Source organism: Candidatus Blochmannia festinatus (nom. nud.) (genome assembly GCF_059936355.1).
Genome location: NZ_CP012116.1, coordinates 681,658 through 704,308, shown reverse-complemented (window position 1 = coordinate 704,308; position 22,651 = coordinate 681,658). Strand labels below are relative to the sequence as shown.

The window sequence follows — 22,651 nt, the reverse complement described above, 5'->3', positions numbered from 1 at the left end:
AAATACAAACCTCAAATCATCAAAAATTTTTATCTTTACTAATCACTGTTCTAACATAATATTTATTTAGCATATGGTATGTAATGAATCATATACTTAATATAAGTATATTAATAGAATTAATACAAATATACAACATATTCTGATAAATATAAAAATATTAATTCAATTTACATAAAATAAAAACATAATACCTAATCTATTTAGATTATTATTTATAATAACATCTGAAAATTATTTATGTTTAATAAGAAAAATTCATATATTTTCAACTCAAAAAAGAATTTATATAAATTGTTGAAGCAGTTAATCTATTCATGTTATGATGGTTGTAATATATATAATACGAAATCATAAAAAATAATTATCACTATAAATATTTATATTTAGATATTTATATTAAAAGTATATAGTATTATGTATAGATTAGGCTTGTAGCTCAGTGGTAAGAGCGCACCCCTGATAAGGGTGAGGGCGGTGGTTCAAATCCACTCAGGCCTATTAGAATAGTATATATATGTTGTAGCTTGTCTTGTATTACACAATACATCAAAAAACAAGTAATAAACGTTTAATTAAAATTCTTATTATTTTCTTATAATAAGAAAGATTATAATCAGTATTATATGCAATACGTTTCACGTATATATTTAAAAAGCATCTTTCATATAAGAAAAATAAAAAAAAATTAATCGATTTAACGTCTATTTATCTAAATCAGTACTCCATCATTAGAAATTATTATTATCAATATTAATAATAATAATTTTATATTAATATCACTTAATTATTAATATTAAAATAAAATAAAAAAATTAGATACATATAAAATCATCAGGTCTTAACATTATGCCAGTTCGAGTATTAGATAAATTACCTGCTATTCAATTTTTGAAAAAAGAAAATATCCGTATATTCAAAAAAACACAAGATATTTTTAAAATACCTCGTGTTCTAAAAATTTTAATACTTAATTTAATGCCTAAAAAAATCGATACAGAAAATCAATTCCTTCGACTGCTATCAAATTCTCCCTTACAAATTGATGTACAATTGTTAAGAATTGACAAACATATCTCTAAAAATACACCTAATGATCATCTAAACAATTTTTACTGTACATTTTCCGATATCCAAAACCAATATTTTGATGGATTAATTATTACTGGGGCTCCTTTAGGTCTTATTGATTTTAATAATGTCACTTTTTGGCCAAAAATGGAACAATTATGTAAATGGGCAAAAAAAAACATTACATCAATATTATTTATTTGCTGGTCAGTTCAAGCAGCTCTAAAAATATTATATAATTTACCTAGATTTGTTAGAAAAAAAAAATTAGTAGGGATTTATGAACATAAAATTACAAATTCTCATTCTCTTCTAACTCAAGGATTTGATGAGGTATTTTCAGTGCCTCATTCACGTTTTTCAGATTTTCCTAAAGATTTAATTTATCAAAATACAGATCTAGAAATTTTAGCAGAATCTGACGATGCTGGAGTATACTTATTAATCAGCCAAAATAACCAATTGATATTTGTTACTGGTCATCCAGAATATGATGCTCATACCCTAGCTCAAGAATATCATAGAGATTTAAAATTAGGATTACATCCAAATTTACCAGAACATTACTTTCCAAAAAACAATTCCAATTTAAATCCTAAAATCACTTGGAGAAGTCATGCACATTTATTATTTAACAATTGGATTAATTATTATGTACATCAAAATTCTTATAATAATTCAATTAACACATCTAACTCAAAAACTGTTTTTGTAAAGTAATCTTCATAACATAAGAAATATAATGATAAGATATTAAATTATAATTTAATTAATTATTTATTTTATTTATTTCAACAAAACTCGATTATATTAAGTAAAATATATTCTCTTATATTGACGTCAATCCAAAAATGATATAGTTTTGAAAAATATCAAAATAATAATGAAAAATTATTCAATGTAATTACAATATGAAAAATATTAACCCCAATTGTACTAAATCATGGAAATCTTTAGAAAAACATTTTAATATTATAAAAAAAATGAATATTATTGATTTATTCAAAAAAGATAAAAATAGGTTTTCACATTTCTCAAAAATATTTAATAATGAAATTCTTATCGATTATTCTAAAAATTTAATTACTCACGACACAATAAATAAATTAATAAAATTGGCTAAAGAATGTGATTTAAATGGTGCTATTGAAGCAATGTTTCGAGGAGAAAAAATTAATCGTATTGAAAATAAAGCAGTATTACATACAGCATTAAGAAATCGACAAAATACCCCTATTCTAGTTGATGGACATGATATAATGCCTCAAATTAATACAGTGCTAAAAAACATGAAAAAATTTTGTCAAAATATTATTCAAGGTCATTGGACAGGTTATACAAATAAAAATATTACAGACGTAGTAAGTATCGGAATTGGAGGGTCAAATTTAGGGCCATACATGGTTACTGAAGCTTTGAAGCCATACAAAAATCACTTAAATATGCATTTTGTTTCTAACATAGATGGAACTCATATTTTTGAAACACTAAATCAACTTAATCCAGAAACAACACTGTTTTTAATAACCTCAAAAACTTTTACTACCCAAGAAACAATAACTAATGCACACAGTGCTCGAGATTGGTTTATTTCAAAAATACCAATACACGAAAATATTACAAAACACATATCTAAACATTTTATAGCACTCTCCTCGAATACTTCAGAAGTAAAAAAATTTGGTATCAATCCATCAACAAACATGTTTGAATTATGGGATTGGGTAGGAGGTCGATTTTCATTGTGGTCATCTGTTGGATTACCCATTATGTTATCGTTAGGATCTAATAATTTCGAGTTATTATTAAATGGAGCGCATTCAATGGATTTACACTTTCAAAAAACCCCTTTAGAAAAAAATTTACCAGTAATTTTAGCATTGATTGGAATTTGGTACAATAATTTTTTCTTAACAGAAACCGAAGCAATTTTTCCTTATGATCAATATATGCATCGTTTTTCTGCATACTTACAGCAAAGTAATATGGAATCCAATGGGAAAAGAATAGATCGAAATGGATATCCTATTGTTGATTATCAAACTGGACCAATAGTATGGGGAGAACCAGGAACTAATGGGCAACATTCGTTTTATCAATTACTACATCAAGGTACTAAAATGGTTCCATGTGATTTTATCGCTCCTACCATTAGTCATCATCCTATTCATGATCATCATGAAAAATTAATTGCAAATTTTTTAGCTCAAACTAAGGCATTAGCTTTTGGTAAAAGTGCGAAAGAAATCCAACAAGAATATGACAACACAATTACTCCTGACAATAAATTTATTAACATAATACCATTTAAAGTACTTCCAGGAAACAACCCAAGCAACTCTATACTAATAAAAAAAATTACTCCATATTCTTTAGGAGCTTTAATTGCATTATATGAACATAAAATTTTTACTCAAGGAGTAATTTTTAATGTTTATACTTTTGACCAATGGGGGGTAGAACTAGGAAAAAAATTGGCTAATTCTATTTATTTCGAATTAAAAAATAATAACTATACCAATAATTATGACGATTCTACAAACGGACTAATTAATCACTACAAACTATGGAGCCAATACACATAAACATACAATACATTTATTGCACTCTAATGTTTTTAAAAATTTAATAATTTACTAAAAATACCATGTGATTAAACTATTTATTTAATATACAAACACGTCTATTATACAAACAACATAAAATTTTCTGAGTAATTAATTTACGATATAGATACCAATTTTTAGGAAATTTGTCTTTATTAAATAAATTACTAGATTTCTTATCAGTCTCGATGTAAATCCAAGATTTTTTATTTAAATAATTATTTTGTTCTAATAATAATGCTATTTTAAATATTATGGCATTATTATTAAAAGGAGGATCAATAAAAACAATATCATAAATATCAGTATTATTACTAAATTGTTGTCTTAACCAACAAACACAATCAGAACATACTGCTATACTATTATTCTCTTGAAAAGAGCATATAGTTTTTTTAATTAACGCAATACAACTGTTATTATTATCTATAAAAATAACTTTCTTAGCTCCTCTAGATAAAGATTCAAATCCTAATGCTCCACTCCCAGAAAAACAATCTAAACACACTGCATTTAAAATCACAGGATCCAGCCAATTAAATAAAGTTTCCCGAATTCTTGAAAGAGTAGGACGAACAAAAACTTGATTAATAACAGGTATACTCCGACCTTTCCATCTTCCAGAAATTATACGAATTTTTCCATTTTTATGTCTAATAAAATCAGATTGAACTCTCATATCTATATTTTTAAAATTACAAATAAACTTTTTAAAAACAATTAATTCTACTTAATATATAAAACATTTACTTTATACCCTTCTCTATAAAATATAAAAAAGTTTTGTTATGTGTAACATGCATATATATACGAAAAATACAATGCGTAATATTTTTATATATAAAAAGAATTATATTATGCATTAGTCAATATAAAACAATACTTTTAAATAAAATAATTAAATAGCATTCATTAATAATTCAGAGTACTTCAATTTTAACACGAAATAAATCGCATTACTTCAATATATATAAAATCAACTCATACAATTATACAGATGACATTATCCTGTACAGATAATATTACACAATTTAAAGAATTATAAAACATAACATCATACTATTCATTATCAATTTCTATCCAACTGCAATATAAGATGTTAAAATTAAATAAGAACTAAAAATTATTATTGTTTTATTTAACAAAATTCAAAAATTAAGTTAAAGAAGAATGAAAATCATTTCAAATAAATTAATAATATTGGATCATCATTTATAATATTAAATGAATTTAAGTTATTATAAATATAATAACTATTCTTTTAAAATTAAAATATCTATTTCAATTTAATGTTTAAATACAATTATTTATTCAAATGAAAGAATAATAAATTTTTAAAAATCTATTACATAATTAACATTATAAAACTCATTACGTTTAGCACATCATAACTAATAATTATGTATTAAATATAAAAGATATTATTTAAATAATTCAACAATAAATTTATCTTATATATACAATTTTATTGTATATCATATAATCTATATATACATGATGATATAAATTTCTATTTATATGTACAATTAATCTTATCAGGAGGAGAATGCATGACTGACAATATTATGTACAGAAATGTCACTTTAGTACCTCAAGGAACCTTAGAAGCTTACATTCGAGCAACCAATCTATATCCTATGCTAACAGCAGAAAAAGAACGAGAATTAGCTGAACGTTTATACTACAATAGTGATTTAAACGCTGCTAAACAACTAATTGTATCCCACTTAAGATTTGTTGTTCATATTGCTCGAAATTATTCAGGATATGGATTAGCTCAAGCCGATTTAATACAAGAAGGTAATATCGGATTAATGAAATCAGTACGTAGATTCAATCCAGAATTAGATGTACGATTAGTGTCATTTGCAGTACATTGGATTAAATCAGAAATTCATGAATATGTATTAAAAAATTGGCGTATTGTAAAAATCGCTACTACTAAAGCTCAACGTAAATTATTTTTTAATTTACGTAAAACCAAACAACGTTTAGGTTGGTTTAATGAGGAAGAAATTGAAATGGTTGCTAAAACTTTGCATGTTACTTGTAAAGACGTTCGTGAAATGGAATCAAGAATGGCTGCTCAAGATATGACTTTTGAACAATCTTCAGATGAAGATGAAAAAAATATTTTATCAATACCCATGTTATATTTACAAGATAAGGTTACTATAATTAATGAAGAAGAAGAATGGGTTGATCAAATTAGCACAAAATTAAATATAGCTCTAGATTCTTTAGATAAACGCAGCCAACATATTATTCGAGCTCGTTGGTTAGATGTAGATAATAAAATTACATTGCAAGAACTAGCCAATCAATACGGAGTTTCAGCAGAACGAATTAGACAATTAGAAAAAAATGCTATGAAAAAAATGAAACTAATTATTCAAAATTAAATATATTATATATATCAATATATTTCTAAATTATTAGACATATCTATTTTACTATATTGATTTGACTAAATTAGAAATATCCAATAAAATTCAAATTAGACGTATACTTTAAATAAAAATTAATCTTTCTTTTATTTAAAATCTATGTTCACTAAAAATTTTATAATCATTATAATAAATTTATAACTTTTATTAATCAAAACGATCAATATCGTTTCATAATAAACTCTATACGGAGTGTAAAAATAATGACAGTACTTGGTCATACGTTAGGATTCCCTAGAATCGGTTTATATAGAGAATTAAAAAATGCATTAGAACAATATTGGAACAAATCAATCAATCAAGATAAGTTATTGAATATTGGTCAAATGATACGTATAAGACACTGGCAACAACAAATAAATTCTGGAATAGATCTAATTCCAGTAGGAGATTTTGCTTGGTATGATCATGTCTTGACCACAAGTATGATGCTAAATAATATACCAAAAAGATATTGCTCACATTTTTCTCAACAAGAAAATAATAATCTAGATATATTATTTCATATAGCCAGAGGGTATTCTAAAAATGATATTAATATTGTACCTTCAGAAATGAAAAAATGGTTTAATACAAATTATCACTATATAGTTCCTGAATTTACTCAAAATCAAGAATTTAAACTAAGTTGGACTCAATTATTTGATGAAATAGATGAAGCCTTATCTTACCATCATTCTATTAAACCAATTTTATTAGGCCCACTTACTTATTTATGGCTTGGAAAAACAAAAGAAAAAGAATTTGATAAATTGTCTTTATTATCATCATTACTGCCAATATATCAAGAAATATTAAATATTTTATCAAAAAAAAATATCAACTGGGTACAAATTGATGAACCTGCCTTAGTTTTAGAATTACCAGATAAATGGATAAAAGCATATTTATATACTTATCAAAAATTACATCATAATTCTATAAAAATATTATTAACTACTTATTTTGATAACATTGATCATCAATTAGATATAATAAAAAAATTTTCAATAAATGGAATACATATAGATTTAGTTTCCAATTCAAAACATAATAATATATCTTTCTTACACGAACAACTACCAAAACATTGGATCTTATCTGCTGGGGTGATAAATGGAAGAAACATCTGGAAAACCAATTTATATTATTGGTTTAAACAATTATCTCCAATAATTGCACAACGAACAATATGGATAGGGTCTTCTTGTTCTTTATTGCACAGCCCAATAGACTTAAATTTAGAAACTAATTTAAATAATCACATAAAAACATGGTTTGCATTTGCATTACAAAAATGTTCTGAAATAAAAATGCTATGTGATGCTCTCAATTCTAATAAAAATAATAATTTGTTACATATAAATACACTGAAAAAATATTTTTATACTGTTAATGACAGCAGATTAAGTTCTAATCTTGTACACAATACTCAAGTTCAAGAACGCTGTAAAAATATTTCTCATATTCCATTATCCAGAAAAAATACTCATGATATACGATTTAATTTTCAACATAAACAATTTAATTTACCATTATATCCTACTACTACTATCGGTTCGTTCCCACAAACCCAAGACATTCGAAATTTACGTTTAAAATTTAAGAATGGACAAATAAATAAACATGATTACCATAATAATATAAAGAAATATATTAACAAAACCGTTACAGAACAAGAAAAGTTAGACTTAGACGTTTTAGTGCATGGAGAACCTGAACGTAACGATATGGTTGAATATTTTGGAGAACATCTAAATGGATTTTCTTTCACGCAACACGGATGGATACAAAGTTACGGATCTAGATGTGTAAAACCCCCAATAATTATTGGAGATATTAGTCGGCCCTATCCTATTACCACAACATGGATAAGTTATGCTCAATCATTAACAAAAAAACCAGTAAAAGGAATATTAACCGGACCTGTCACTATATTAACTTGGTCTTTTGTACGTGAAGATATACAACGACATACAGTAGCTTTGCAATTAGCTTTGTCAATACGAGATGAAGTTATGGATTTAGAAAAATCTGGAATTAAAATAATTCAAATTGATGAACCTGCTTTTAGAGAAGGATTACCTTTAAAGAAATCTGAGCAATCACAATACTTAGAATGGGCTGTTAATTCTTTTAAAATAACTGTATCATCAGTACAAAATACTACTCAAATCCATACCCATATGTGCTACTCTGAATTTAATGAAATAATATGCACACTTTTAAATCTAGATGCAGATGTAATAAGCATTGAAGCATCTAGATCAGACTTAAAACTATTACAGTTTATACAAAAAAACATAAAAAATAATTTAAATGAAATTGGACCTGGAGTATATGATATTCATTCTACTAATGAACCTTCTATATCTGATTTAGTAAAAAAATTAAATATATTTAAACAATACATTCCAAAACATCGATTATGGGTTAACCCTGATTGTGGATTAAAAACTAGATCATGGTCTGAAATAAGGCGTTCATTATCTAATATGGTTGCTGCAGCAAAGATTTTACGTAATTCCAATAATAATTAATATCTTACTTTTATTATAGGTAATTAAATATTATAAATAATTATAATATTTAATGTCTTTAAAAACTTATTACACTACTTATAATATAAGTTCTATATTTTATTTGACATATGAAATTCTAAAGATTATTAGAATACTACTATTTAATATGTTAACTAAAAATCTCAATGAAATGAAAAAGTTATTTTTCGAATTATAAAATAATCTTAAACATATTTTCCAATTGTCATACATATTAATAATATATTAACAAAAATTAATAAAAAACTTTTCATCTAATACTATTAAATATCAGAAAAATCTTCTATTAAATCCAAAAATATACATAAAAATAAAAACATATTAATATAGACACAATTCAACATCACACAAAGATATATACCGATACAATATTAATAAACATAATTAAAAAATTTCTATCCATAATTTTGCTTCTATTTTATATTAGAACAATCTTTGTGATAAAAACCATAAAATAGCAACAATTAATAATTTGAATACTACGAAAAATCATTAATTATATTTTTCTTTATCAATAAAATTAGATATGATACTAATTCTTCCAAAAAATAACATCATATATATCTATATATATTAGATTGTAATATAAATATATAATAAGATATCATTAATCATTAAGTAATAATTTATACATAAATTATTACTTAATACATATTTTTTATATATATCAATAAAAACAAGAATCAAAAATAAATAAAATACTATTCATTCAAAAAATTGACAATATTTACATATGTATATACTGATTTAAAACGATTATTTAATCTACAATATACTCTAATTCCGTATATAAATATTTACATATTCCTTAAAAAATAAATAAACCACCTAAATTTACAATATAATTTAAATTATATTAACATGTAGTACTTACTATTTCAGTATAACAATTTTATTTATTACTTATAAAGTGATTTTATTTAACAAAAAAAATAATATTTAATATATAATTATTGTTTGCGCCGTTACTATAATTTCACTATCATTACAAATTATGAAAATAATTTCAGTCACTATATATATTATTACTGGAATAATTACAGGAATAATTTTTACTTATATCTTTTTTAAAAAATCAGTACAAAAAAATATTCAAAAACATAAAAATAATTATATCGATTATGAAAAATCATTAAATACAACCTTAAAAAATCTGCAATATGAATTCACCTTAAGAAATGAAACAGAGAAAAAATTGTACAATGAATTATATAATATGCATGAACTAAATAATAAATTATCTGTAGCAGAAGAACGTTTAAAATCATTAGATTATTATCGTCAACAATACGAACGTTTATGTAATGAACTACAAATTCAATTAAATATTAATCATGAACAAGCTTTAAAGTTAAAGGAATTATATGTACGACTTGAAGAAAATAAATTAGCAGCAATAAATAAAGAAAAAATGCTTACCAACAATGAACACAAATTAACTATGCAATTTGAAAATTTAGCAAACCGAATTTTTGATCAAAATAGACATAAAATAAATGAACAAAATCGTTCAACTTTAGATAATATTCTATATCCACTTCGAGAACAATTAAATGCATTTATTAATCAAATACAAGATAATTTTTCTAAAGAGGAACGTATGAGACATGATTTAACTTATGAAATCCATAATTTACATCAATTAAACACTCAAATTACTCAAGAAACAATTAATTTAACTCAAGCTTTAAAAGGTAATAATAAAATTCAAGGAAATTGGGGAGAAATGATTTTAACTAAAGCATTAGAAATATCTGGGATGCGAGAAGGACAAGAGTTTCATTTACAAGTGAGTATAAAAGAACCAAATGGACGAAAATTACAACCTGATGTTATTGTTCATTTACCCCATGGAAAAGATGTGATAATTGATTCTAAAATATCATTAATAGCTTATGAACGTTATTTCAATAGCAATAATGAACAAGATAAACACACAGCTCTTAATGATCATATACATTCATTACGTACTCATATTAAATCTTTAAATAAAAAAAACTACCAAAAATTAGTTCAATTAAATACACTTGACTACATTTTGATGTTTATTCCTATCGAATCAGCTTTTACTTTAGCTATTGAGACAGAATCATCATTATTAACAGAAGCTATGGATCGAAACATTATGTTGGTTAGCCCTACTACACTATTAGTGGCGCTAAGAACTATTAATAATTTGTGGCGCTATGAACGACAAAATTTTAATGCTAAAAAAATTGCAGCAAAAGCAGGACGATTGTACGATAAATTAAAGTTATTTATGGATGATTTAAATAAAATTGGGCTTTATTTAAATAAAGCAGAAATTATATATAACTCTGCTAAAAATAAATTTTCTGAAGGAAAAGGTAATATTATCAGTCAAGTAGAAAGTTTTAGAACTCTTGGAGTTCAGATAAAACACCCAATTATTTCTAATAATAATACATCATCTACAACTAACGATACATTAGTTTCAGATGATACGATAACTAATTAATAAATTGTTAAATGTATCATTATAGGATTAAATTATATATTTTGAATAGTCCATAACTAAAACCAAAACTATTATCTTTATAGTATAAAATACTATTAATAATATATATATAATAAAAAATTTTTAATACACCAACTTAAAATAAACTACTATAGATAAAATATATATAACGTTACTTAAATATAAAACTTCATGAAAAATAAATATAAAAATAATATGACACACTTTGGTTTTCAGCATGTCAATAAATTCATTAAATCATATTTGGTGGCTAATGTATTCCATTCAGTAGCCACCAAATATGATTTAATGAATGACTGTATGTCTTTTGGGTTACATAGACTATGGAAACGTTTTTTAATTCAAAAAAGCAATATATCCACCGGATGCAAAGTACTAGACTTAGCTGGAGGAACTGGAGATCTAAGTATCTATTTTTCTAAATTAGTAGGACAAACTGGGATAGTAATTTTATTAGATAATAATATTTCAATGTTAAAAATAGGCCGGAGAAAATTAAGAAATTTAGGAATATTAAACAACATCCAATACATACAAGCTGATGCTGAAAATTTACCTTTTTCTAATAACACTTTTAATTGTGTAGCTGTATCTTTTGGTTTACGTAACTTTACAGATAAGGAACAAGCATTATCTGAAATGTATCGAGTTTTAAATCCAGGTGGAAAATTATTAATTTTAGATTTTGGAGTGCCTATATTTAAGTTATTAACTATATTTTATGATTTATATTCATTTTATATTATCCCTAAAATAGGGCAAATAATAGCACGAGACATAAAAAGTTATAAGTATTTAGTTGAGTCTATTCGTATGCACCCAGATCAAGAAACTCTAAAAACTATGATAATACATGCAAACTTTCAAAACGTCGAATACACTAATATGACAGGAGGAATAGTTGTTCTTCATCATGCATACAAAAAATATTAACATAATCATATTTATTTATTGTTAGATACATTATTAAATATCACTTATCTTAACTAAGATAAAAAATTTAAACAAAACTGAATCATGATTAAATACTTCAAATAATTAAAATTAAATATATCATTTTAAAATAAAATACATATTTTTATAACATATTTATCGCTATAAGTATGTTATAAATTAATCAAAACATTATACTAGATTGATTATAGATTAAAAATTATAATGATTAAATAAAAACAACATTAATAAATGAAAACAAAATTGTTATTTAACGTTTAAAATATTAGAGAAATATAATGATTTTTAACGAATGGAGTAGATTTTGTTTCATTATCCGAATAATACTAAATTATGGATTATTAATTTTTATTCCCATCAATCGATTAGCTTTCCCACTTAAAATAAGCATTCAAATCTTATTAAAAATATTTAATAAATATTATCAATTTTCACCAGGAAAGCGATTACGTCTAGCACTACAAGAGTTAGGGCCTGTATGGATAAAATTAGGTCAAATGCTTTCCACTCGTCATGATATTTTACCTAACGCTATTGCAAATCAGTTAGAAATATTGCAGGATCGTGTATATCCTTTTGATGGAACTCTAGCTAAAATACACATAGAACAAGCTATTGGAAGTGCTTTAGAAAAATGGTTTGAAGATTTTCAAGAAATCCCATTAGCATCAGCATCAATTTCTCAAGTACATTCTGCAAAGTTCAAAAAAAATGGAAAAAACGTAGTCATCAAAGTTATTCGACCTGGCATTTTGCCTATTATCAAAATAGATGTGAGTTTAATGTATAAACTATCAAAATGGGCTTATAAATTTTTACCAGATGGAAAAAAATTTAAATTTTCAGATATTGTTTCAGAATACGAAAAAACTTTATTTAATGAAGTTAATCTGCTTAAAGAAACCGCTAATACTATTCAATTACGAAGAAATTTTAAATCTAGCAAAATATTATATATACCAAAAGTATATGTAGATTTTTGCAGTAAGAATGTAATGGTCATGGAGCGTATTTATGGTATTCCAGTATATAATAAAAAATTATTAAAGCAAAAAGGTTTTAATATGAAACTATTAGCAGAAAGAGGTTTGGAAATATTTTTTACTCAAGTTTTTAGAGATAGCTTCTTTCACGGAGATATGCATCCTGGTAATATTTTTATTTGTTATAACGATCCTGATAATCCAAAATATATCAGTATTGATTGTGGAATTATGGGTTCCTTAAGTAAAAAAGATAAATATTATTTGGCATCAAATTTTATTGCTTTCTTTAATCGTGATTATCGAAAAATAGCAGAATTACATTTAGATTCAGGTTGGATACCTATAGACACTAATATTGAAGATTTTGAACATGCAATGCGTACAGTATTTGAACCAATCTTTGAAAAACCATTAAAAGAAATTCCATTTAGCAATGTATTATTATATTTATTTAATACTGCAAGATCTTTTAATATGGAAATACAACCACAATTAATCTTATTACAAAAATCTTTATTATATGTTGAAGGAATAATAAGACAATTATACCCAAATTTTAATTTATGGAAATCAGCAAAACCATTTTTAGAACAATGGATGGCAGAACAACTAAAACCATCAAAAATAATACATATATTAAATGATAAAATACCTTATTGGATAGATAAAATTCCAGAATTGCCATTATTTTTATCTAATACATTTCAATATTCTAATGAAATACAAAAAAAAATAAATATTTTAACTGAAGAATTACGTATACAACGCACTAACAATACTCAAGCATTTTTTTTATTTGGTATTGGATTAATGTTCATTGTTATTAGTATTTATTGGTTTATACAAAATGAAAATGCTGAATTTTTACCTATTTGTATATTCCTATCCGGAATTTGTATTTGGATAATAGGATGGAAACGAATCATATAATAAACTATCAATAACACGATTATACTCTAAAAATATGTTATTTTATAATAAATAAACAAAAATAAATTCAAAATACGATATACATAATACTGGTAAAAATAATATTATGAAATATAAAGATTTACGTGATTTTATAAAAATTTTAGAACATGAAAAAGAATTAAAAAGAATCACGCTTCCTATTGATCCAAATTTAGAAATTACTGAAATTGCAGATCGCACTCTCAAATCTAAAGGTCCAGCGTTATTGTTTACTAATCCTATAGGATACTCTATTCCTGTATTATGTAATTTATTTGGTTCTATTAATAGAATAGAATTAGCTATAAAACAAAACAAAATTTCATCTTTACGTAATATTGGAAAAATATTAGCTTTTTTAAAAGAACCGAAACCTCCAAAAGGATTATTAGATTTATTATCTAATATGGCTCACTTTAAACATATTTTAAATATGCCTACTAAATTTTCAAACAAAGGGGTATGTCAAGAAAATATACAATATGAACAAGACATAGATATTACCCGTATGCCAATAATGAAATCCTGGCCACAAGATGTAGCTTGTGCAATTAATTGGGGTATTACAATAACTCAAGGGATTCAAACAAAACGACAAAATTTAGGTATTTATCGTCAACAAGTGTTATCTGAAAATAAAATTATCATAAGATGGCTTCCTCATCGAGGAGGAGCATTAGATTTTCAAGAATGGTATACAACTTCTTCAGAAAAAAAATTTCCTGTTGCTATAGCATTAGGAGCAGATCCAGCAACCTTAATTAGCGCGGTAATTCCTATTCCTAATTCATTATCAGAATATGCTTTTGCTGGATTACTCAGAGGAAGTAAAACTGAAATTACAAAATGCATTTCATGTGATTTATATGTTCCATCCACTTCAGAAATTGTATTAGAAGGATACATAGAACGTGATAATATGGCCCCAGAAGGTCCATTTGGAGATCATACAGGATACTACAATGCTATTGAACAATTTCCAGTTTGTACTATCACTCATGTGACTCATAGAAATAATCCAATTTATCACTCTACATATACTGGACGACCTCCAGATGAACCTGCTATTTTAGGTATGGCCATGAATGAGTTGTTTATTCCAATTATACAAAAACAATTCCCAGAAATTACAGACTTCTATTTACCTCCAGAAGGTTGCTCCTATAGATTGGCTATAATTACTATAAAAAAGAAATATATAGGACATGCTAAAAGAATAATTTTTGGAATATGGTCTGTTTTATATCAATTTATGTATACAAAATTTGTAATAATTTGTGATAACGATATTAATGCTAGAGATTGGAAAGATGTCATATGGGCAATTACTACTCGTATGGACCCAAATCGTGATATAATCATTGTAAAAAATACTCCTATAGATTATCTTGATTTTTCCAGCCCTATTTCTGGATTAGGATCAAAAATGGGAATAGATGCTACAAACAAATGGCCTGGAGAAACTCAAAGAACATGGGGCACTCCTATTAAAATGGATAAAATTATACAATCTCGTATTGATAATATATGGGATGAACTAAACATAATAAAATCTATGAAAAAATAATTTCTTAAAACTCCCCTACTAAATTTATAGATATGTAATATGTTTTTATAATACATATAATACTAAACTTTTATTTATAAAATTTTATTAAATAACTTAAACAATATATAATATATTATATATAATAGCTGCATATGTGCATATATACTATATGACTAACAAAATTTTTATAAAAAAAATATATTTTTTAATAATTATTTTTTTCATATCTTCAAATAATGTTCTATCTTTACCAATTATAGAAGGAAGGCAATATATTAAATTAAATAAACCTATTCATAATGCTCCAAAAATACTAGAATTTTTCTCTTTTTATTGTTCGCATTGTTATCAATTTGAACAAATTTATAATATTCCAAATACTATACAAAAAAAATTACCTAAAAACACTATTTTTTATAAATACCATGTAAATTACTTAGGAAATTTAGGAAAACAATTAACACATGCCTGGGCTGTAGCAATAGCTTTAGGAATAGAAAATAAAGTTAGCTCTATTTTATTTACAGCAATACAAAAAAACCAGTCTATTCATACTGTAGAAGATATTCGAAAGATATTTATCAAATTCGGTATTGATGCCGATAAATACGATTCAGCTTGGAATAGTATTTTAGTTCAATCTTTAATTTTAGATCAAGAACAAGCAGCTATTAATTTTCAATTAAAAGGCATTCCTGCAATCTTTGTAAATGGAAAATACATGGTAAAAAATGATCAATTAGATATTTCTTCAATTCCTGTGTATATCCAACAATTTTCTGAATTACTTAATTTATTAATAGAAAAAAAATAATAATAATATATACTTACTTAAAAATATATAGATAAAAATAAACATATATTTCAAAATTTAGCCTTCTGTTTTAATAATAAATATGATAATTTAATTATCATAAATAAAATAAATAAATTTCCTTTTGTTCAATTCATATAAATAAATCATATGAAGTAAGTATTTCATGATTAAAATTACGAATAATCCAATCATTTTGATAGACGGATCATCTTACATACATAGAGCCTATCATGCATATCCATCTTTAACTACAAGTAAAGGACATCCTGTTCAGGTTATTTATGGAGTAATAAATATGATTGCAAGTTTATTAATAAAATATCAACCTGACCGCATAGGCATTGTGTTTGATACACCAGGAAAAACCTTTCGTGATGATTTATTTGAACAATATAAAGCACATCGATCTAAAATGCCTGAAGATTTATATACTCAAATTACTCCGTTGAATAAAATAATTAAAGCAATGGGGATTTCTACATTCTATATACCTCATGTAGAAGCAGATGATGTTATTGGTACATTAGCAACTTTTTATGCTCAACGCAATGAAACAGTACTCATTAGCACTGGTGATAAAGATATGGCCCAAATTGTATCTTCCAAAATTATTTTAATAAACACTACATCAAATATTATATTTGATTCTTCAGAAGTAGAAAAAAAATTTGGAGTACCGCCAAACTTAATAGCAGATTATTTAGCATTAATTGGAGATCGTTCTGATAACATTCCTGGAGTACCAGGAATAGGCAAAAAAAATGCACAAATCTTATTAACTAAAATAGGAAATCTCAAAAAAATATATCAAAACTTAAATAAAATTCCTATATTAAATATTCGAAATTTTCAGTCTATTCACAATTCATTAATCACAAATAAAGAGTTAGCTTTTCTTTCTTATAAATTAGCATCTATTAAAATAGATGTCCCTTTAAAAAAATCTGATTATATATTATCAATACAAAATATTGATTTTAAAAATTTATTCTTATTATTCCAAAAATATGAATTCAAGACATGGGCATCAGAATTAAAATTAGGTACATGGTTAGAAAAATATAAATATTATAAAAAAATGACTAAAAATTATCAGCTAAAAAATATTTCGTTCTGTACAAACATGACACAACATACATTTAATCATCATTTATTTCACTCAAAAAAAAACACAAATTATATCATATCTAATATTTCATCCTTAACAGATTGGATACAACAAAATAACACCCACAATTCTTTTGTATTCAATATATATTCAGATAATACTAATACTTTTGAACCTCAAATACTGGGCATATGTTTATCTACATATGATATACATGCTATAAATAATATATATATACCAATTAATATTAATAATACTATTCTGAATAGTAATAATGATAAATTAAAATATGGATTAGATTTGATAGAAGTATTATCTATACTGAAACCGATTTTAGAAAATACAGAAATAAAAAAAATTGGCCAAAACATGAAATTAAATTTTTCTTTACTAAAACAATATAATATTAATTTGTCTGGATTAATTTTCGATGTAATATTAGAATTGTATGTATTATACGGAACTTCTAATTATCAAAATATAAAACGTTTCCTACATGAAAAAATAATATTAGATTCTATTTCAAAATTCAAACAAACCTATGACAATTATCATAACAGTTATATAATTAAAAATACTAGAAATGTACAATTAGAATCATCATGCTCAGCACAACTAATGTGTTCTATATCAAATTTACACTATACTTTATGGTCAGAAATTAAAAAATATAATAAACTAAAAAAAATATTTTTAAATATAGAAATGCCATTAATTTCTGTTCTTTCCAGGATTGAAAATTATGGAGTACTAATAGATAAAAAATTTTTAACTTCTCACTCAATAGAATTAAATTCTCAATTAAATAATTTGAAAACACAAGCGTATCAATTAGCTGGTACTTCATTTAATTTAGATTCAACTAAACAACTACAAGAAATATTATACAATCAACAAAAATTACCAATTTTAAAAAAAACTCCTAATGGAGCTCCATCAACAAATGAAGAAGTACTAAAAAAATTATCTAAAACATACCCTATTCCAAAAATAATTTTAAAATACAGGAGTTTATCTAAATTAAAATCAACATATACAAATAAACTAATATCTATGATTAACAAAAAATCAAATCGAATACATACTTCGTATTATCAAACTAGAACTTCTACAGGGCGGCTTTCTTCTGCAAATCCTAATCTCCAAAATATCCCCAATCGCAATTACGATGGAAGAAAAATACGTCAAGCTTTCATTGCTCCATCAAATTCTTTAATTATATCAGCTGATTATTCTCAAATAGAATTAAGAATCATGGCTCATTTATCTCGTGATTTTAAATTAATTAATGACTTTCTTGAAGAAAAAGATATTCATACTACAACTGCTTCTGAAATTTTCGTTACATCTTTAAACTTAGTTACAGGAGAACAAAGACAACGAGCGAAAACTATTAATTTTGGTCTAATTTATGGTATGACTGCTTTTGGATTAGCAAAACAATTGTCAGTTACATTTAAAGAAGCTCAAAAGTACGTAGATCGTTATTTTCAACGGTATCCAGGTGTTATGAAATATATGCAATATATTAAAGATCGTGCTTACAAATATGGTTATGTATCTACTTTAGATGGGCGTAAATTATATTTACCAGATATTTATTCCTCTAATATATCCCAAAAAAAAAGTGCAGAAAGATCAGCAATTAATGCGCCTATGCAAGGAAGTGCTGCAGATATTATCAAAAAAGCAATGATAGCTATTGATTCTTGGATTCAAACGGAAAATAATATTCCTATTCGTATGATCATGCAAGTACATGATGAGTTAGTTTTTGAAGTTCAAAACACATTTGCAGATATTGCAATAAAACAAATAAAAAAACTAATGGAAGAATGTTTTATTTTAGATGTTCCTTTAAAAGTAGATATCGGGATTGGAAAAAATTGGGAAAAAGCTCACTAAATAATAATTATATATTATATATACATGTTTAATTAAATATTATTTTCACATAAAAATTACTTTATTCATTTCATCTCATCTTTAACAAATCAAGAATTATATTATTTATGCGTTAAATTTTATTCTATCTATTAAAATAATACTGCATCATAATTAAGTTACACACAAACCTTCACCCTTATTTCTTGTGTAAGAAATAATAAATTATAATACCTCAGCATATCACTATTTATTAATTATTTTCTAAGTATATACACTCTATTTCTTTAAGAGCACGTACAGTACATTTACTTTTAATTTGTTTAATCATATAATTCTCTTTCTCTTCGTTTTGTATCTGTCTTGCTCTTCTAGAAGCTTCTAATATTAAATCAAATCTATTACTAATTTCTTCTGCTTTCATATTATTTTATATTTATTTTATCCATTTTATCTTATAAATAATAATAATTAAATTATACACTATATCTCACTTTTTATAATTATTTCATTCCGATAATAAATCATTGATTAAACTACTACGTTGTTTTTCTTGATATATTAATCGTAATTGTTCAGATAATATTATTGATTGTAAATGAAACAATGCAGTATCAAAATTATCATTAACAATGATGTAATCATACTCTTTAAAATGATAAATTTCATTGATTGCTTGAGTCATTCTGTTAAAAATAATTAAGTCTGTATCTTGTCTCCTAGAATATAATCTTTCTTTTAATTCCTTTTTTGAAGGAGGAAGAATAAAGATTGTATAAAAATTATTTTTCTTTTTTTTGATTTGCTGCAATCCTTGCCAATCAATATCTAAAATCACATGAATTCCTGAATTTAACATAAATTTAATTTGATTTTTTTTAGTTCCATAATAATGATTAAAAATTTTTGCATATTCAAGAAACATATTTTTATTAATCATAAATTCAAATTCTTCTAATGAAATAAAATAATAATCTCTACCATGTACTTCTTCAGAACGTTTTTTACGAGTAGTATAAGATACAGATAACCGAGTATCAAATAATAAACAATTTTTTTCTTTTAAAGCACGTATTAACGTTGATTTTCCTGTTCCACTAGGAGCAGAGATAATACACAATGAACCTATATTTTTTTTCATAAAATATGATATATTATTTTTATATTAATACACATTATACCCCATACAAAATTTCATTTGTATGGGGTATAATGTGATTTTATTTTCTCCATGAATTCATTAATTAAATAATAAATTTAAATTATTATTTAAAAGCAAAAAATATAAATAAAATATTCTGTTATATCTCACATCTTCATGTAATTATTTTTAATCAATAACAATGATAATCATTTACCTAGCTGTTTTTTGCTGAATTTCTAATAAATTGCATACCTCATAAAAGTTTTTAAGTTGCACATCAGATAAAGGAGAAAATATTCGATCTAAAATTACATTATGAGTATGTTTGGCTATACGCAATTTATCTTTTCCTTTTTCTGTAATATGAACATATTTTACTCGTCTATCTGTAAGACTTTGTTGTCTACGTAACATTTTGTCTTTTTCCAATGCATCTAACACTGTAACTACAGTCCTAGATGAAAATCCCATATAATTTTTAATATCTGTTGCACTAGTTTTGCCGGTTGTGATAAGATGAAGTATTTTCATTTTAGACATTGATAAACCTTCATTAATTAATTGCCCATTTACTTCTTTACGAAGACGATGATAAACTCTGGATAAAGATTCTACCATATTTGAAATATCCGTTAATCTATTCATAATTATGTATCTCTAAATTTCATTAACAATGATCATAAGATTCTTTTTTTTATAGCAACTCTATAGTTTTAATGTCTTAAAAAGACAAACAAGAAATCAACTGATATACTATACAAATTGAAAAATATAGTAATTTTAAAAAATTTTCTTGTATCTATAGATGGTTTTATATCAATTAATAAATTATTATTAAATTTTTACCTCCTCGCTATAATTCAATAAACAATACAACATAAGCATCTATAAAAATTATAGATAATTTTTATTCTATCGAAGTTTTAAAAAATTTGAAATATTCCTAAATGGAAAAAGCATTTTGAAAAAAAAGATTAATTTTGATATATTTTTTATATTTTGTGAGTTTTTATTATGAAATTATCAACATATATGTTGATAATTTCATAAATTTTAATATAAAGTACAAATTTTTAGAAGATATGGAAATATTTTTTTATATTTTTAAACAAAAAAATATAAAAAAATATTTCCATATCTTCTAAAAATTATGAATAAATTATCTAAAATTTTTTTTAAATAAAAACTTAAATTATTTTATATACTTTTATTCAATATTTTGTACTTGTTCTCGAATTTGCTCAATTAACACTTTTAAAGAAATAGATAAACGTATTATATTAGCGTCTATTGATTTAGAAGTTAAAGTATTAGTTTCTCTTTGTAATTCTTGAGTTATAAAATCTAATTTTCTTCCGATAGGTCCAGACTTTTCAGAAAAAATGCAATTATTCATACTTCCAATATGAATAATGATACGCTCTATCTCCTCTGAAATATCAATTTTTTGAGTAACTATTAATAACTCCTGCTCTAATCTTGTTTTATCTATCGAATCACAAATATCTTGAATCTGTTCTAAAAGTTTCTTTCTTTTTTTTATTAAAAAATTAGGAACGATTAGCTTAATATCTGCCATTATTTCTGAAATTTTTAATAATCTATTAATTAAATGATCTTTTAATAAAATTCCTTCTTCATTTCTACTGTCAATCAGTTTATTTAATACTTTTTTAAAACTTATTAATAATTCTTTATTAATAATATATGTATCTTGTTGTTTACAGGATATTACTCCTGGATAAAGCAAAATCTGTATAGGATCAATATTTCCACCATCTTTAGTTTTGAATTTAATTTGTTTTGCTGATTTTATTAAAAATTCAACTAAACTTTCATCAATAAACAAATTAGCATTTTTACAATAAGAATCCATATTAATCTTTAAATTACATTCAATCCTACCTCGAAATATTTTACTCTTAATTATTTGTCTAATTTCCCATGATAAATCTTGAAAATTTTTAGGCAAATCAATATTAATATCTAAATAACGTTGATTTAAAGAACGAATTTCCCAAAATCCATATCCCCATGTATAAGATATTTCCTGCCTTGCAAAAGCAGTCATACTATTAACCACAATTTTTACTC

15 protein-coding genes and 1 tRNA gene are annotated in these 22,651 nt (G+C 24.4%); 11 read left to right on the top strand and 5 right to left on the bottom strand.

The window, feature by feature from the left end; translation table 11 throughout:
* The first annotated feature begins 428 nt into the window (after window positions 1-428).
* From Bfest607_RS03180 to pgi, 3 genes are all read left to right on the top strand, one after another.
* A tRNA-Ile gene (locus Bfest607_RS03180) sits at window positions 429-501 on the top strand.
* Between the two features lie 348 nt (window positions 502-849).
* Window positions 850-1,791, top strand: a complete 942-nt coding sequence (locus Bfest607_RS03175; RefSeq protein ID WP_500838284.1) for a homoserine O-succinyltransferase — start codon at window positions 850-852, stop codon at window positions 1,789-1,791.
* Window positions 1,792-1,982: 191 nt separating this feature from the next.
* Complete coding sequence (gene pgi, locus Bfest607_RS03170; RefSeq protein ID WP_500838283.1) at window positions 1,983-3,656, top strand: glucose-6-phosphate isomerase; 1,674 nt, start codon at window positions 1,983-1,985, stop codon at window positions 3,654-3,656.
* A 73-nt stretch (window positions 3,657-3,729) separates the two neighbouring features.
* On the opposite strand, the gene rsmD is transcribed toward pgi, so the two are convergent.
* Window positions 3,730-4,356: a 16S rRNA (guanine(966)-N(2))-methyltransferase RsmD gene (rsmD, locus tag Bfest607_RS03165; RefSeq protein ID WP_500838282.1), complete on the bottom strand. Its 627-nt coding sequence runs from the start codon at window positions 4,354-4,356 to the stop codon at window positions 3,730-3,732.
* 886 nt (window positions 4,357-5,242) lie between these two features.
* Here rsmD and rpoH point away from each other — a divergent pair.
* The 8 genes from rpoH (at window position 5,243) to polA (ending at window position 19,434) form a co-directional block, all read left to right on the top strand.
* Window positions 5,243-6,079, top strand: coding sequence for an RNA polymerase sigma factor RpoH (rpoH, locus tag Bfest607_RS03160; RefSeq protein ID WP_500838601.1), 837 nt, complete (start codon window positions 5,243-5,245; stop codon window positions 6,077-6,079).
* Between the two features lie 248 nt (window positions 6,080-6,327).
* Window positions 6,328-8,643 carry a 5-methyltetrahydropteroyltriglutamate--homocysteine S-methyltransferase gene (gene metE / locus Bfest607_RS03155; RefSeq protein ID WP_500838281.1) on the top strand — a complete coding sequence of 772 codons (2,316 nt, stop codon included), beginning with the start codon at window positions 6,328-6,330 and terminating at the stop codon, window positions 8,641-8,643.
* 1,015 nt (window positions 8,644-9,658) lie between these two features.
* Complete coding sequence (rmuC, locus tag Bfest607_RS03150) at window positions 9,659-11,143, top strand: DNA recombination protein RmuC (protein WP_500838280.1); 1,485 nt, start codon at window positions 9,659-9,661, stop codon at window positions 11,141-11,143.
* 192 nt (window positions 11,144-11,335) lie between these two features.
* Window positions 11,336-12,097 (top strand): bifunctional demethylmenaquinone methyltransferase/2-methoxy-6-polyprenyl-1,4-benzoquinol methylase UbiE, encoded by a 762-nt coding sequence (gene ubiE / locus Bfest607_RS03145; protein ID WP_500838279.1) that lies wholly within the window; start codon window positions 11,336-11,338, stop codon window positions 12,095-12,097.
* Between the two features lie 299 nt (window positions 12,098-12,396).
* Window positions 12,397-14,034 carry a ubiquinone biosynthesis regulatory protein kinase UbiB gene (gene ubiB / locus Bfest607_RS03140; RefSeq protein WP_500838278.1) on the top strand — a complete coding sequence of 546 codons (1,638 nt, stop codon included), beginning with the start codon at window positions 12,397-12,399 and terminating at the stop codon, window positions 14,032-14,034.
* A gap of 106 nt (window positions 14,035-14,140) precedes the next feature.
* Window positions 14,141-15,622, top strand: coding sequence for a 4-hydroxy-3-polyprenylbenzoate decarboxylase (ubiD, locus tag Bfest607_RS03135; protein ID WP_500838277.1), 1,482 nt, complete (start codon window positions 14,141-14,143; stop codon window positions 15,620-15,622).
* Between the two features lie 169 nt (window positions 15,623-15,791).
* Window positions 15,792-16,418 (top strand): thiol:disulfide interchange protein DsbA, encoded by a 627-nt coding sequence (dsbA, locus tag Bfest607_RS03130; RefSeq protein WP_500838600.1) that lies wholly within the window; start codon window positions 15,792-15,794, stop codon window positions 16,416-16,418.
* Window positions 16,419-16,584: 166 nt separating this feature from the next.
* A complete protein-coding gene (gene polA / locus Bfest607_RS03125) occupies window positions 16,585-19,434 on the top strand; it encodes a DNA polymerase I (protein ID WP_500838276.1) in 2,850 nt (949 codons plus the stop codon).
* 232 nt (window positions 19,435-19,666) lie between these two features.
* Here the strand turns inward: polA and rpoZ are convergent, their stop codons facing one another.
* The 4 genes from rpoZ to Bfest607_RS03105 form a co-directional block, all read right to left on the bottom strand.
* Window positions 19,667-19,837 (bottom strand): DNA-directed RNA polymerase subunit omega, encoded by a 171-nt coding sequence (gene rpoZ, locus Bfest607_RS03120; RefSeq protein ID WP_500838275.1) that lies wholly within the window; start codon window positions 19,835-19,837, stop codon window positions 19,667-19,669.
* Window positions 19,838-19,921: 84 nt separating this feature from the next.
* Entirely contained in the window at window positions 19,922-20,554 is a 633-nt protein-coding gene (gene gmk / locus Bfest607_RS03115; protein WP_500838274.1) for a guanylate kinase, read from the bottom strand.
* Between the two features lie 213 nt (window positions 20,555-20,767).
* Window positions 20,768-21,202, bottom strand: coding sequence for a MarR family winged helix-turn-helix transcriptional regulator (locus Bfest607_RS03110; RefSeq protein WP_500838273.1), 435 nt, complete (start codon window positions 21,200-21,202; stop codon window positions 20,768-20,770).
* A gap of 562 nt (window positions 21,203-21,764) precedes the next feature.
* The gene (locus tag Bfest607_RS03105) at window positions 21,765-22,640 is read right to left on the bottom strand and encodes a YicC/YloC family endoribonuclease (RefSeq protein WP_500838272.1); all 876 of its coding nucleotides are present in this window, start codon (window positions 22,638-22,640) and stop codon (window positions 21,765-21,767) included.
* Between the last annotated feature and the right edge of the window lie 11 nt (window positions 22,641-22,651).